This window comes from Pseudoroseomonas cervicalis, assembly GCF_030818485.1.
GTDB lineage: Bacteria > Pseudomonadota > Alphaproteobacteria > Acetobacterales > Acetobacteraceae > Pseudoroseomonas > Pseudoroseomonas cervicalis_A.
This window is the reverse complement of sequence record NZ_JAUTAJ010000004.1, coordinates 2537666-2550894: the sequence shown is the minus strand read 5'-3', so window position 1 is coordinate 2550894 and position 13229 is coordinate 2537666. Positions and strand designations below refer to the sequence as shown.

Here is a 13229-nt window from a genome sequence, read left to right as displayed (position 1 = left end):
GGGAGGCCGAGGGTGGCGCTGGAGATCCTGACACCGCCGGGCGTCGACCCCCGCCTGGTCATCCTGCGCGCGGGTGCGGAGGTGGATGCGGTGCTGGTGCTGGCCGCGCGCATGGCGGTGCTGGTCGACACGCTGGCGACCCCCGCCCTCTGCGCCGAAGCGCTGGCGCGCCTGGCGCCGCGCATCGGCGACCGGCCGCTCCATGTGGTCAACAGCCACATGGATTGGGATCATGTCTGGGGCAATGCGGCGGTGGCGGGGCGGGCGCCGATCCTGGCGCACAAGGCGGCGCTGCCGCGCTACCACGACCCGGCCATGCTGGCGCTGCTGGCGCGCAAGGCGGCCGAGGAGGCGCGTTTCGCCGGGATCGCGCTGCACCCGCCCGACATCACCTTCGATGGCGAGCTCGCCTTGCAGGGCGGTGATCTGACGCTGCATCTGCTGCACACGCCCGGCCACACGCCGGACCATCTGGCGGTGTGGATCCCCGAGATCGCCACCTGCCTGGCGATGGACGCCGCCGAATGGCCGATCCCGGAGGTGTGGAGCGACGCGCCCGCCGACCTGGCGGCGCTGCGCGGGTCGCTGGCGCGGCTGCGGGCGCTCGGGGCAGGCTGCGTGCTGCCGGCGCATGGTCAGACGACCTCGCCCGCTTTGCTGGACGGCAACATCGCCTATTTCGACGCGCTGGAACGCCGCCTGCGCGCGGGCGGGCGGGAGCCCGAACTGGCCGAGCTGGTGCCCGAGGCCGCTGGCCTGCCGCCCGCGGAAGCGGAATTCTACCGCGGCTGCCACGCCAGCAACCTGCGCGCCCAGCGCCGCGCCTGCGCCGGGGGCTAGGCCGCGTCGCGCAGCCGCGCCCGGCATTCCTCGGCGCTGGCGGTGCAGCCGGTCGCCATCCACCAGGCCTTCACCCGCGCCAGGGCCTGGCCCACCGCCGGGCCCGGCTTCAGGCCGGCGGCCAGCGCGTCGCGCCCCTGCAGCGGAAAGACCGGGCGGGGCGTGGCGGCGATGCGGGCGCGCAGGCCGGCGCGGTCGCGGCCATCCCGCGCCTCGGCCGCCAGCGCCAGATCGGTGACCAGCCCGGGCGGGTGCTCGGCCAGCAGGCGGCGCAGATCGGCGCCCTGCAGATCCGGCGGCGGGGGCGGGGTCAGCAGCAGGGCGCGCAGCCGCTTCGCCTCCTCGCCGGAGAAGCGCAGGCGCTGCGTCAGCCCATCCGGCGCGGTGCCCGGCGGCAGCAGCAGGGAGAGGCGCAGCACCGGCTCGGCCGGGCCGTCCAGCCGCGCCAGCGGGGCGAGGTCCCCGGCCTCGGGCAGCACCGCCCCCAGCACGCCGGTCTGCCGCATCAGCGCCAGCGCCTCGGCCGGGCGCGGGCCTTCCAGCAGGCGCTTCAGCTCCATCCAGACCCGCTCGGCGGAGAGGCGCGGCAGGCCCGGCACGGCCTCGCGCAGCGCCGCCAGAGCTTCCTCCTCCGGCGCGCCCTGCCCGTAGCGGGCATGGAACCGAAAAAAACGCAGCACGCGCAGATAATCCTCGGCCAGCCGCGTCGCCGGGTCGCCCACGAAGCGCACCCGCCCGGCGGCGAGATCCTCGCGGCCGCCGAAATAATCCCAGATGCGCCCCTCGGCATCCATCGACAGGGCGTTGAAGGTGAAGTCGCGCCGCGCCGCGTCCTCGCGCCAATCGCTGGTCCAGGCGACCTCGGCATGGCGGCCATCGGTCACCAGGTCGCGGCGCAGGCTGGTCACCTCCACCGGCTCGTGGTCGAGCACGGCGGTGACGGTGCCGTGCTGCAGCCCGGTCTCGAACACCTTCAGCCCGGCCGCCAGCAGGCGGTCGGCGATCTCCCGCGGCGGGTAGGGGGCGGCGACATCGACATCATGCACCGGCCGGCCCGCCAGCGCGTCGCGCACCACGCCGCCCACGGCGCGCGCCCCGGGCAGCGCCGCCAGCACGGCGGCGGGGGCGCCGCGGCGCAGCCATTCGGGCGGGGGGGCGAGGAGGTCGGCGGGCGGATCGTCGCGCATGGCGGCGCAAGCCAGCATGGCGGCCCGCCGCGTGCAAGCGCGCGGCCGCGCATCCATTCGCGCGGCGCCGCGTTCTTGGGGCAGTGGCCTCGCCGAGGCCGAAAGGAAGGAGAGCCAGCATGGACGAGAACCGCTTCACCGGTGCCGCCCGCGAGACCGTCGGCCGTGCCCAGGAGGCCGTGGGCGCCTTCACCAACAACCGCGACACGCAGGCGCGCGGCCAGGTGAACCAGATCCAGGGCCAGGCCGAGAACTTCATGGGCCAGCTCTGCGACAATGTCCGCGAGCAGCCGATGACCTCGCTCGCGATCGCCGCCGGCATTGGCTACATCCTGGGCCGTCTGCGGATCCTCTGAGGATGATGGCCGCCCCGGCGCGGGGCGGCGGCGAGGGCCGCGCCCTGCCGGGGGCGGCCGATGGGCGGCGCGGGAGACCGGCGCCGCCCTTTTTCGTTCGTTTCCTGGCGCGGCCGGGCGGAAGGCGCAGACCCTGATGGATGTCGATCTGATCGTGCTCGGCTCCGGCACCGCCGGGGTCAAGGTGGCGACCACCTGCCGCGCCGTCGGCTGGCGCGTGGCGCTGGTGGAATCCCGGCAATTCGGCGGCACCTGCGCGCTGCGCGGCTGCGAGCCGAAGAAGGTGTTCTGGACCCTGGCCGAGGCGGCGGAACGCGCGCAGCGCCTGTCCGGGAAGGGTGTCGGCGGTGGCGGCGCCGTGACGCTGGACTGGGCGGCGGCGCAGCGCTTCAAGCGCAGCTTCACCGACCCGGTGCCGGATGCCCGGCGCGACAGCCTGGAGCGCGCCGGCATCACCGCGCTGCATGGCCAGCCACGCTTCCGCGGCCCCGAGCATCTCGATGTGGAGGGGCAGGAAATCCGCTTCCGCCACGCGCTGATCGCCACGGGGGCGGAGCCCGCCGAACTGCCGATCGCCGGGCGCGAGAACCTCGCCACCAGCGATGATTTCCTGGCGCTGGAGGAGATGCCGAAAAGCCTGGTGCTGCTGGGCGGCGGCTACATCTCCTTCGAATGCGCGCATCTGGCGCGGCGCGCGGGGGCGGAGGTGACCATCCTCGAAGGCGGCGACAGGCCCCTGGCGCAGTTCGACCAGGCGCTGGTGGCGCGGCTGGTGGAGAAGACCCGCGCGCTCGGCATCCGGGTCGAGCTGAACTGCAAGGCCGCCGCCATCCGGCCCAATGCCGGCGGCTTCCGCGTCGAATGCGAGGATGGGCGCGGCTTCGCGGGCGCCATGGTGCTGCACGGGCTCGGCCGCCGCCCGGCGCTGTCCGGCCTGGGGCTGGAGGCGGCGGGGGTGCCGGTGGAGAAGGGGCGGCTGCTGCTCGACCCCTATCTGCGCAGCAGCGGCAATGAACGGGTCTTCGCCGCCGGCGACGCCGCCGCCCAGGGGCCGGCGCTGACGCCGGTGGCGAGCCATGACGCCGCCGTGGTGGCGCGCAACCTGCTGGAGGGCTGCCACACCAAGCCCGATTACAGCGTGGTGCCGAGCGCCGCCTTCACCCTGCCGCCGCTGGCCGCCGTCGGCCTGACCGAGGCGCAGGCGAAGGAGCGCGGCATCGACTACGAACTTCGCGAGGGCGACATGGCCGGCTACCAGTCGGTGCGCCGCACCGGGGAGGACACGGCCGCCTTCCGCCTGCTGATCGCGCCGGGCAGCGGCGCCATCCTGGGCGCGCATCTGCTGGGGCCGGAGGCGCCGGACAGCATCAACCTCTTCGCACTGGCGATGCGCGCCGGCATGGGGGCGGAGGCGCTGTCGCGCATGATGACGGCCTATCCGACGGGCGGCTCCAACATCGCCTCGATGTTGGGATGAGGGGGCTAGGATGAGCACGTATGATGTCGCCGTGGTGGGCGGCGGGCCGGCGGGGCTGAGCGCCGCGCTGCTGCTCGGCCGCGCCCGGCGGCGGGTGCTGCTGCTGGATTCCGGCGAGCACCGCAACGACCCGGCGCGCATGATGCACGGTTTCCTGACGCGGGACGGCATCCCGCCCGCCGAGTTCCGCCGCATCGCGCGCGAGCAGCTGGCGGCCTATCCGGAGGTCGAGCTGCGCGATGCGCGGGTGGAGGCGGTGGAGCCCGGCTTCACCCTGCATCTGGCCGAAGGCGCCACGCCGGTGGCGGCGCGCGCCGTGCTGCTGGCCACCGGCATGGCGGACCAGCTGCCGGAGATCCCCGGGCTGCCGGAGCTCTACGGGCTGGATGCCTGGCACTGCCCTTATTGCGACGGGTGGGAGCGGCGCGACCAGCCCATGGCGGTGCTGGGCGAGGGGGTGGCCGGCTATCGCATGGCGCTGGAGATGCGCGGCTGGAGCAGCGACCTGGTGCTGTGCTGCCAGGGCCGGAGGCCGGAGGCGCGGCACCGCGCCCGGCTGGCGCAGCTCGGCATCGGGTTGCGCGAGGCGAGGGTGGTCGAGCTGCTGTCCGAGGGCGGGCGTCTCTTCGCGCTGCGCCTGGCGGATGGCGAGGTGCTGCCGCGCTCCGTGCTGGTGCTGGCCGCCGCGCAGCGGCAGCGCTCCGACCTGGCGCAGCGGCTGGGCTGCGGCCTGACGCGCGGTGGCCTGATCCGCGCCGCTCATGATGGCGCGACCGAGGTGCCCGGCCTGTATGTGGCGGGCGACGCCGCCCCGCATCTGCAGATGGCGGTGGTCGCCGCCGCGCAGGGCGCCATGGCGGCCTTTGCGATCAATGCGTCCCTGCTGCGCGACGTGGTGCTGCCGGCCGCCAGCGGCGGCCGGCCCTGAGAGAAAAAAGAAGGGGGCCCGGGGGAATTCATTCCCCCGGTGCTTACCGGGCCCTTCTGACCAGCCCCTCGCAGCGATCATCCTCCCCGATCCCGAAGCGGATGGTCGGCAGGATGGCCAGCGGCAGGGAGATGATGCCGAGCCCGACCGCCGCCGCGCCGCGCACGCCGAGCTCGACGGGTTCCGGCATCACGGAGGGATCGCGGAAGGGCCCGCGGATCAGGATGTCGGTGGTCAGCGCGCCGATGGTGAAATGCTTGGCCTCGGTGCGCAGGCGGTAGTCCAGCCGCTCGTTGCGCAGGCTGATATCGCCCATGCCGGAGATCAGCGCGTCCTCGGTGTCGATCAGCACGGCGCGGGTGGAGAGGTTGCCGCGGCGCAGCGCCATGTCGCCGATGAAGCACTGCACCTGGGTGCGGTTGGGCAGGCCGAGGGCGGAGAGGATGGCATTGCCCAGCCGCAGGCCCGAGAGATCGACCAGCAGGGCGGAGAGATTGCCGCCGGCCATGCCGAGGGTGATGGCGCCGTCGCCGCTGCCCAGCATGTCGGCGATGGACGCCCCTTGCGCTTCCAGCCGGGCGCTGCCGCCGATGCGGCCCTGGCCCTCGCCCAGCGGGGTGACGCCCATCAGGCGGGAGAGGTCGACGCGCTGGAAGCGCGCCTCGGCCTTCACCCGCAGGCCGCGCGCATTCTCCAGCGGGGTGAAGTCGAACTGCCCCTCGATCCGCCCGGTGCCGACGCCGAAGCGCAGCGGGTGCAGGCCGATGGCGCCGTCGATGATGGTCAGGTTGGCGTGCAGATCGTCGAGCGGCATGCGCCGGCCGAGGATCTTGCCGCCATCATAGGTCAGGCGGATATCGGCGGCTTCCAGCTTGGGCAGGTTCAGCGGGTCGTCCGGCAGGATGCGACCGCGCGCCGCCTGGCGGCGGTCCACCTGGTCGCCCGGCGGGGCGCCGATGAAGCCGGCGAGGTCGTCCAGATCCACCTGGCGGGAGCGCAGCGTGGCCTCGACCAGCGGGCGCTGCCCGTCGCGCGGGGTGACGGCGATCTGGCCGCCGAGATCGCTGCGGCCGACCTTGCCCTCGATATCGGTGAAGCGCACCGCGCCGGCGGCGTAGTCCAGCCGGCCGCTGACCTGGTAGGGCGGGGTGGCGGGGATGGGCACGCCGGTCAGCGGGGTCAGCCGCGCCATGTCGGGGCCGGCGAAGCGCAGCCGCAGATTGGCGCCGGCGAAGCGCAGCGGGTCCTGCAGCGTGCCCTCCAGCGTCGCGCGGGTCGGGCCGTTGGCGAGGTCGAGCTTCACCGGCCAGGGATGCTCGGCATCGCGCAGCGACAGCACGGCGCCGCCGGTCAGCTCGGCGGTGATGGGCTGGTCGGCATAGCGGCCTTCGGCGGTGGCGCGCAGCCGGGGCTCGGCGCCCTCCGGCTCCTCGGTGGCGACGCGCACCTGCATGTCGGCGCGCAGCGGCGCGTGGCGCACCGCCACCACCCCCTCCTGCACCCGCAGCGCGCCGATCTGCGGCGCCTCGGCCGGGTCGGCGGGGGGCGCGTTGGGATCGGCCGCGGTCAGGGCGGGGAAGTCGTAGTTGCGGCGGTTCTCGTCGGTGGCCAGCACCGTCACCACCGGGCGCTCCAGCGCGATGTCGGGGATGATGATGCGGCGGTGGCGGATGAACTCCATCGCATCCAGCCGGACCGTCAGGCGCGGGATGGCGGCGAAGGGCGGGTCCTCGGCGAAGCCCTCGGGGTTGGCGATGCGCAGATCGGTCAGGGTGATGCCGGTGATGCGGCCGAGATCGACATCCAGCCCGCCAATGGCGACGGGGCGGCCGAGTTTGGCGCTCGCCTGGCGTTCCAGCAGCGGGATGAACCAGGCCCAGGACCAGAGCAGGATCAGCAGCAGCACCGCCAGGACGGGCAGGCCGGTCCAGATCAGGATGCGCCGCAAGGCCATGGCCGGAACCCTTTCGCCGTGCGCCGCCCCCTACCGGCCGCGCCTGCAACGAAAAAGCGGTGCGGCCGGGCGCGGTTGCCGCCGGGCCGAATCACGCGGGCGGCACCGCGGGCGGGGCCGGGCGCCGCGCGCATGAAAAAGGCCCGGGGAAGCGCCCCCGGGCCGGTCATGCGGCGCGGCGTGGCGGCGGGCTCAGCCGCCGGCGTCGAAGCCCAGGAAGCCGCGATCCGGGCGCGGCGTGCCGGGATCGGCCGGGGCGCGGGCGGCCGGGGCCGCCGGCTGCGGGCGCGGCGCCGGGGTGGCGCGGGCGCTGCGCTGGCCAGCGGGCGGCGGCGCGGCCAGCGGCGCGCCGGCGGCGGCCGAGGCGCCGCGCGGCCCGCCCGGCGGCGGCGGGGGCAGGTTGTCGCCACCGCCCACCACGGTGCCGCGCGCGGCCAGCAGGAAGAAGGCGATCTCGGTGCGGTTCTGGTCCACCGCGGAATCGATCGGCGTCAGCCCCAGCACGTTGCGGGCGTTGAGGTCGGCGCCGCGCGCCATGGCGTCGCGCGCCGCGGCCATGTCGCCGCGGTTGATGGCGTCGAACAGCGCCTCGTTCGGGCCCAGGCTCTGCTGGTTGGGCTCGGCCGGGATGACGGGGGTGCGGCCGCGGCCGGCCAGACCGGGCAGGGCCGGGGCCTCGCGGCGGGGCGCCTGGGGCTGGGCTTCCGGCACCATCGGCCCGCGCAGGCTTTGCGCGGCGGCGGGCAGGGCCGTGCCGAGCAGCAGGGCGGACAGGAGGGGCAGCGGAGCGAGCTTCAGGAGACGGCGCATGGCGACCTCTCTAGACCATTTCCGGGCGCGGGCGAAGCGGGCTCAGCCGCAGCCCTCGCCCCGCGCGGTAAAGCTTTCGACGAGGCCCTGGCGCACCGCGAAGGTCATCTCGCAGCGCGTCACGGCATAGGAGGGGGGCGCGGTCCAGGGACGGCGATAGCCCCAGGGGCTGTAGCCATAGCCCCAGGGGTCCCCCGGCACCAGGACGGTGCTCTGCTGCTCGAATTGCAGGAAGCGCCTTCCCTCGGTCTCGTAAGTGCGGATCGGCACGCCGAGTTGCGCGACCAGCTCGCCCTCGGGGCGGTTGATGAAGGTGGCGAGGCGCTGCTCCAGCGTCGGCCCCGGCGCGGCGCAGCCGGCGAGCAGGGCGGGCAGGAGCAGGGCGGGCAGCATCTGGCGCATGGCGTGGATCCTCTGCGCCACACATAGGCCCGCGCGGGGCGGCGCGCCATAGAGGCGGCCGGGCGGGGCGGGAGGGTGGCCTTCGGGCGCCATGGCGCAGCCACCGTCGCCCAGACCCCGGCTATCCGACGCCCCGGCTACCCAAGCCCGGATACCCAAGCCCCGGGCGCCGGACCTCGCCTGCCGCAGCCCGCGTCCCGGCCTCCGCTCAGCGCCCCTCCCGCCGCCAGGCCAGCAGGGCGATGCCCAGCACCAGCGGCAAAGCCAGCCAGGGCGGCAGCAGCGGCAGGGCGGCGATGCCGGTCACCAGATGGTCCTGGTTGCGGCGCAGCCCGATCCAGGACGCGCCCTGCGCATCCCGGCCCGCGGCAACGCGGCGCAGCTCCGGCAGGGTCGGGCGCTCCCCGCTGCCCAGCCAGTGCAGCCCGCCACCGGTGGCTTCCGCCAGCGGCAGGGCGCGGCCGGGCTCGGCGCGCAGATCGGCGATCTCCAGCGGGTTGGCGGCGGCGGCGGCGGCGAAGGCGGTGCGCCGCCCATCCCCGGCCTGCCAGACACCGGGCTGGGTGGCGGGCAGCGACAGCGTGGCCTGGCCGCCCTGCGCCGCCTCCGCCCGGTGGCGGCTGACCGTGCCGTCCGGCGCGGTGACGGTGATCTCGGGCGGCGGCCCGGCCTCGACGCTGCGGCGGGTCACGGTCAGCGTGCCGCCCTCCACCCGCGCCACGAGGTCCTCCTCCTCCAGCTCAGGCTCCTTCATCAGCCAGTGCGCCGCGCGGCGCAGCAGCTCGGCCTGCGGGCCGCCGCCATCATGGCCCCTGGACCACAGCCAGATCTGGTCGGAGAGCAGCAGCGCCACCCGGCCCTCGCCGACACGGTCCAGCTGCAGCAGCGGCGCGCCATCGGGGCTGTCCATCACCGTCAGCCCGCTTTGCGGCTCGGCGCGCAGATGGCGGTACCAGCGGCCCCAACCGGGCTGGGCGGCGCCGGCATTGGCGCCGGTCAGCCCCTGGGTCACCGGGTGGCGGGCGCCGGCCTCGGTCACGCGCGGGCGGAAGGCGCCCTCGGCCAGGGCCGCCGCGCCGGAGAGCGGCCGCGCCGGCAGCACCTGGCCGAGCGGAGTGGATGCCAGGCTGGTGGGGCCGAGGAATTCCGGCCCGACCGAGAGCAGCAGCGCGCCGCCGCCGCGCACGTAATCGGCGATGTTGCGCAGATACATCGGCGGCAGGATGCCGCGATTGCTGAAGCGGTCGAACACGATCAGGTCGAATTCGCGCAGCTTCACCTGGAACAGCTCGCGCACCGGGAAGGCGATCAGCGCCAGCTCGTTCAGCGGGGTCAGGTCGTCCTTCTCGGGCGGGCGCAGGATGGTGAAATGCACCAGGTCGACATTCGGGTCGGCCTTCAGCAGCCGGCGCCAGGTGCGCTCGCCCGAATGCGGCTCGCCCGAGACCAGCAGCACCCGCAGCCGGTCGCGCACCCCGTTCACCGTCACCACGGCGCGGTTGTTCAGGGTGGAGACCTCGCCCGGCCGCGCCTCGGCGGTGATCTCGACGACGCTGGGGCCCCCACGCTCGACCGGCAGGGTGATGCGGTGCTCGCGGCCCAGCGGCACGCTTTCCACGCGTGGCGCCGCGCCGTCGCGCCGCAGCGTCAGCCGCACCGCGCCGCCTTGCGGTTGGCCGGTGGCGCCGAGATCCTCCACCGCCAGCCGCAGCTCTACGCTGCGGCCGACAATGCCATAGCCCGGCGCCTCGATGACGCGGATGCGCCGGTCGACCTCGCCCGGGCGGCCCGGCAGCAGCAGGTGCAGCGGCGCCTCGAAGCTGGGCTGGGCGGGGATGTCATGCGCCTGGCCATCGGTCAGCGCGATCACGCCGGCCAGGCGCGCGCGCGGAATGTCGGCCAGGGCGCGGTCGATGGCGGTGAACAGGCGTGTGCCCTGGCGCCCGCCCTCCGGCAGGTCGACCACCCGCAGCTCGAGGTCGGGGAAGCGGGCGGCGGCCTCCTCGATCGCGGCGCGGGCGGCGTCGAGCTGTGCGCCGCGCGCCCCGATCCGCGCCGAATCGCTGCGGTCCTGCACCAGCAGGGCGATGTCGGGGCGGGTCTCGCGCGTCTCCTCCACCAGGCGCGGATTGGCCAGCGCCAGCAGCAGCACGGCGAAGGACAGCGCCCGCCACCAGGCGCCGCGCGCCCGGCGCCAGAAGGCCGGAAGCAGCGCCAGCACCGCCAGCACGGCCAGCGCCGCCAGCAGCCAGAGCGGCAGGATGGGGGCGAAATCGATGCCGGAAATGGCCTGGCGCATTACCCAACTCCCGCAGCAGAAAGGCTGGGGGAATGAATTCCCCCAGGCCCCCTTCTTCTTTCTGTCAGTAAGCCCAGCCCACCCTTACAGGTCGCGCCCCCGCCGGGCCGCAGCACCGCCCGTGGCCACGTGGACATGGCAATCCGAAAAAGAATCAATTGCCGAGTCTTTCGAGGATGGCGGGGACGTGGACCTGGTCGCCCTTGTAGTTGCCGGTGAGCGCGTACATCACGAGGTTGACGCCGAAGCGGTAGGCCAGCGTCCGCTGGCGGGCGCCGCCGGGGATCGCGGCGTAGGGGTTCTGGCCGCGCGCATCGACCGCCCAGGCGCCGGCCCAGTCATGCCCGCCGATGATGACCGGCGAGACGCTGTCATTCGCCCGGTCCTCCTGCCGCGAGACCCAGACCTGGCCGCCGGCGAAGCGCCCCGGCAGCTCCGGCGGCAGCAGGTAGAAGGAGCGGGTCAGCACATGCTCTGGGGAGACCGGGGCCAGCGGCGGGATCGACAACCCGCGGGTGATGCGCTGCAGCGCCTCCCGCGCGCCGGGGGAGAAGCCCTCGCCCGAGCCCTCATCCCGCGTGTCGAACAGGATGATGCCGCCATTGCGCATGAACTCGTTCAGCGCCGCCAGCGCCGCCGCATCCGGCTCGGGGCTGTCACCCGTCACCGCCCAGTAGAGCAGCGGCAGGGTGGACAGGTCGTCCTGCCCGGGGCGCACCGCCAGCGGCTCGGCCAGCGCCGCGGCGGTGCGGCGGTTGACATAGTCGGACAGGCCCGAGAGGCCCTGCCGCACCAGCTCATCCACAGCGCCGTCGCCGGTGGCGACATAGCCGATGCGGGTGGCCAGCGGCAGCGACTCGGCCGCGCCGGCACCGGGCGCCGGGCCGCGCCCCTGTTGCGCCAGCGCCGGCTGGGCGAGCGCCAGCAGCAGCGGCAGCGCCGCCAGCCGCGCCACGCGGCCGAGCAGCCCGCGCTGCAGCAGCGACAGGATCAGGTCCGCCGCCAGCAGCGCCAGCGCGGCGGCCAGCAGCCAGGGGCCGAGATCGCGCTCCGCCGGCAGCCCGCCGATGGATTGCAGCGCGGTGCCGGAGGGCGGCGCCGCCAGTGGGCGCGGCGGCGGTAGGTGGGAAGAAAGGTTCAGCGCGCGGCGCTCGCCGCCCTCGCCGGGCAGCCCGTACCAGCCGGGCGGGTGGCGGGGCCCCGGCGCGGTCTCGGCGAAGCGGTTGGCGGGAATGGCGCCGACGCCGCCCGGCGCCGGGCCCAGCCGGCCGAACCCGTCCATCACCTCGAGCGGCGCCAGCGGCGCCTCCCCCTCCGCCCCGGCGACGCCGGAGGAGAGCGCCACCACCCGCTGCAGCATGCCGATGAACAGGCCGGAGAGCGGCAGGTTGGACCAGTCGGCATTGGCGGTGACATGGAACAGCACGATGCGCCCGGCGCCGCGCGTCTCGGCGGTGACCAGCGGCGTGCCATCGGCCAGCCGCGCCCAGGTGCGCTCCGACAGCAGCGGCCCCGGCTCGGCCAGCACCTGGGTGGCGACGGTCACCTCCTCCGGCACGGCGAGCCCGGCGAAGGGCGAGCTGTCGGCGAAAGGCGCCAGGCGCTGCGGCTGTTCCCAGGAGAGCGCCCCGCCCAGCTGGCGCTCCCCGGCGCGCAGCCGCACCGGCAGCAGCGGGTCGGGATTCTCGGCCAGGCGCGGCCCGGCGAAGCGCAGCAGCGTGCCGCCTTCCTCCACCCAGCGGGCCAGCGCTGCCCGCTCCTGCCCCTCGGCCACGCTGCGGTCGGCCAGCACCAGGACGGAGAGCTGGCGGGAGAGCAGCTGCGCCACGCTGCCCTGGCGCAGCTCGGCGGTGGGGGAGAGGGCGCGCTCCAGATAGTAGAGCGGGCCCAGCAGCGGCGTGCCGGCGCCCTGCTCGGCCGGGCCGATCAGGCCCACGGGGCGGCGGCGGAAGCGCTCATCCAGCAGGAAGGCGGCGCCGGCGCTCTCCTCCCCCTCGATCTCCAGCCGCGTGATCTGGTTACGGATCTCCAGCGGCAGCTCCAGCGTGGCCTCGCCGCTGGCGGCGCCGGCGGCCAGTGGCAGCGAGGCGCGCGCCAGGGCCCTGCCATCGCCGGTGCGGGCCAGCACCGCCAGCTCCTGCGCCCGCGGCGCCGGGGCCTGGGCGATGGCCACCTGCAGCCGGTCGGCCTCGGCGCGCGGCGGCAGCAGCAGGCGCGGGGCGCGGCCCTCGGCGCGGGCCAGCGTCAGCGGGCCGCCGGCGGCGAGCGCCTGGGCCAGCGGAGAAAAACCGTCGCCCTCCGCCCGGTGCTCCACCCCATCGGCCAGGTACAGGCTGGCGAAGCCGCCCGCATTGGCCTGCCGCCAGGCGGCGAGCCCGGCCAGCGCGGCCTCGCGGTCCGGCGCCCAGGGCTTCGGGCGCAGCGCCGCCAGGCGGGCGCGCAAAGCCTCGGCCGGCATCAGCGCGGTGGGGGCGGGGGCGGCGCCATCGGCGCCGGGGGCGGTGGCCAGCAGCGCGGTGCGGCGGCCTTCCCGCGCCGCGGCATCCAGCGCCGCCTGGGCGCCGGCCATGCGCGCCGGCCAGTCCGGCCCGCTGGCCCAGCCATCATCGACCACCAGCAGCAGCGGCCCGTCGCCCTGCGCCGTGGCGCCGGGGCCCCAGACCGGCCGCGCCAGGCCGAGGATGATCAGCGCCGCGGCGGCCAGGCGCAGCAGCAGCAGCCACCAGGGGGTGCGGGCGGGGGTTTCCTCGGGCGCGGGCAGGTCGCGCAGCAGGCGCAGCGCCGGGAAGGCCTGGCGGCGCGGCGCCGGCGGCGTCACCCGCAGCAGCCACCAGATCAGCGGCAGCGCCGGCAGGGCCAGCAGCAGCCAGGGCACCACGAAGCCGATCGGGCCCAGATTCATCATGCGCAACCCATCCTGTGCCGCCGACCCCTCTGCCTGACCTTCTGTCCGTCCGCCCGGGGCCTGGCCCCGGC

General features: G+C 75.4%; 10 protein-coding genes. 4 read left to right on the top strand and 6 right to left on the bottom strand.

The window, feature by feature from the left end; genetic code table 11:
- The first annotated feature begins 12 nt into the window (after positions 1-12).
- Positions 13-840: an MBL fold metallo-hydrolase gene (locus QE401_RS15800; RefSeq protein ID WP_307139120.1), complete on the top strand. Its 828-nt coding sequence runs from the start codon at positions 13-15 to the stop codon at positions 838-840.
- On the opposite strand, the gene QE401_RS15795 is transcribed toward QE401_RS15800, so the two are convergent.
- Positions 837-2027, bottom strand: a complete 1191-nt coding sequence (locus QE401_RS15795) for a CCA tRNA nucleotidyltransferase (protein ID WP_307139119.1) — start codon at positions 2025-2027, stop codon at positions 837-839. The two genes, QE401_RS15800 and QE401_RS15795, sit on opposite strands and share 4 nt — an antisense overlap.
- A gap of 119 nt (positions 2028-2146) precedes the next feature.
- Between QE401_RS15795 and QE401_RS15790 the strand changes: the two genes are divergently transcribed.
- From QE401_RS15790 to QE401_RS15780, 3 genes are all read left to right on the top strand, one after another.
- Complete coding sequence (locus tag QE401_RS15790) at positions 2147-2383, top strand: CsbD family protein (protein WP_307139118.1); 237 nt, start codon at positions 2147-2149, stop codon at positions 2381-2383.
- A gap of 136 nt (positions 2384-2519) precedes the next feature.
- Positions 2520-3860, top strand: coding sequence for a dihydrolipoyl dehydrogenase family protein (locus QE401_RS15785; RefSeq protein WP_307139117.1), 1341 nt, complete (start codon positions 2520-2522; stop codon positions 3858-3860).
- A 10-nt stretch (positions 3861-3870) separates the two neighbouring features.
- Positions 3871-4788: an NAD(P)/FAD-dependent oxidoreductase gene (locus QE401_RS15780; protein ID WP_307139116.1), complete on the top strand. Its 918-nt coding sequence runs from the start codon at positions 3871-3873 to the stop codon at positions 4786-4788.
- A gap of 43 nt (positions 4789-4831) precedes the next feature.
- Here the strand turns inward: QE401_RS15780 and QE401_RS15775 are convergent, their stop codons facing one another.
- The 5 genes from QE401_RS15775 to QE401_RS15755 all read right to left on the bottom strand — a co-directional run bounded on the left by QE401_RS15775 (position 4832) and on the right by QE401_RS15755 (position 13158).
- On the bottom strand, positions 4832-6742 hold the full coding sequence (locus QE401_RS15775; RefSeq protein WP_307139115.1) for an AsmA family protein: 1911 nt from the start codon (positions 6740-6742) through the stop codon (positions 4832-4834).
- Positions 6743-6934: 192 nt separating this feature from the next.
- Positions 6935-7552 carry an ankyrin repeat domain-containing protein gene (locus tag QE401_RS15770; protein ID WP_307139114.1) on the bottom strand — a complete coding sequence of 206 codons (618 nt, stop codon included), beginning with the start codon at positions 7550-7552 and terminating at the stop codon, positions 6935-6937.
- A 42-nt stretch (positions 7553-7594) separates the two neighbouring features.
- Positions 7595-7954, bottom strand: a complete 360-nt coding sequence (locus tag QE401_RS15765) for a hypothetical protein (protein WP_307139113.1) — start codon at positions 7952-7954, stop codon at positions 7595-7597.
- Between the two features lie 208 nt (positions 7955-8162).
- A complete protein-coding gene (locus tag QE401_RS15760) occupies positions 8163-10253 on the bottom strand; it encodes a hypothetical protein (RefSeq protein ID WP_307139112.1) in 2091 nt (696 codons plus the stop codon).
- 154 nt (positions 10254-10407) lie between these two features.
- Positions 10408-13158, bottom strand: coding sequence for a DUF4159 domain-containing protein (locus QE401_RS15755; protein ID WP_307139111.1), 2751 nt, complete (start codon positions 13156-13158; stop codon positions 10408-10410).
- Positions 13159-13229 lie beyond the last annotated feature (71 nt).

Excerpts from the sequence above, each read along its gene's own strand:
- QE401_RS15795 (WP_307139119.1), bottom strand. The coding sequence starts at position 2,027 with ATGCGCGACGATCCGCCCGCCGACCTCCTCGCCCCCCCGCCCGAATGG.
- QE401_RS15790 (WP_307139118.1), top strand. The coding sequence starts at position 2,147 with ATGGACGAGAACCGCTTCACCGGTGCCGCCCGCGAGACCGTCGGCCGT.
- QE401_RS15785 (WP_307139117.1), top strand. The coding sequence starts at position 2,520 with ATGGATGTCGATCTGATCGTGCTCGGCTCCGGCACCGCCGGGGTCAAG.
- QE401_RS15780 (WP_307139116.1), top strand. The coding sequence starts at position 3,871 with ATGAGCACGTATGATGTCGCCGTGGTGGGCGGCGGGCCGGCGGGGCTG.
- QE401_RS15775 (WP_307139115.1), bottom strand. The coding sequence starts at position 6,742 with ATGGCCTTGCGGCGCATCCTGATCTGGACCGGCCTGCCCGTCCTGGCG.
- QE401_RS15770 (WP_307139114.1), bottom strand. The coding sequence starts at position 7,552 with ATGCGCCGTCTCCTGAAGCTCGCTCCGCTGCCCCTCCTGTCCGCCCTG.
- QE401_RS15765 (WP_307139113.1), bottom strand. The coding sequence starts at position 7,954 with ATGCGCCAGATGCTGCCCGCCCTGCTCCTGCCCGCCCTGCTCGCCGGC.
- QE401_RS15760 (WP_307139112.1), bottom strand. The coding sequence starts at position 10,253 with ATGCGCCAGGCCATTTCCGGCATCGATTTCGCCCCCATCCTGCCGCTC.
- QE401_RS15755 (WP_307139111.1), bottom strand. The coding sequence starts at position 13,158 with ATGATGAATCTGGGCCCGATCGGCTTCGTGGTGCCCTGGCTGCTGCTG.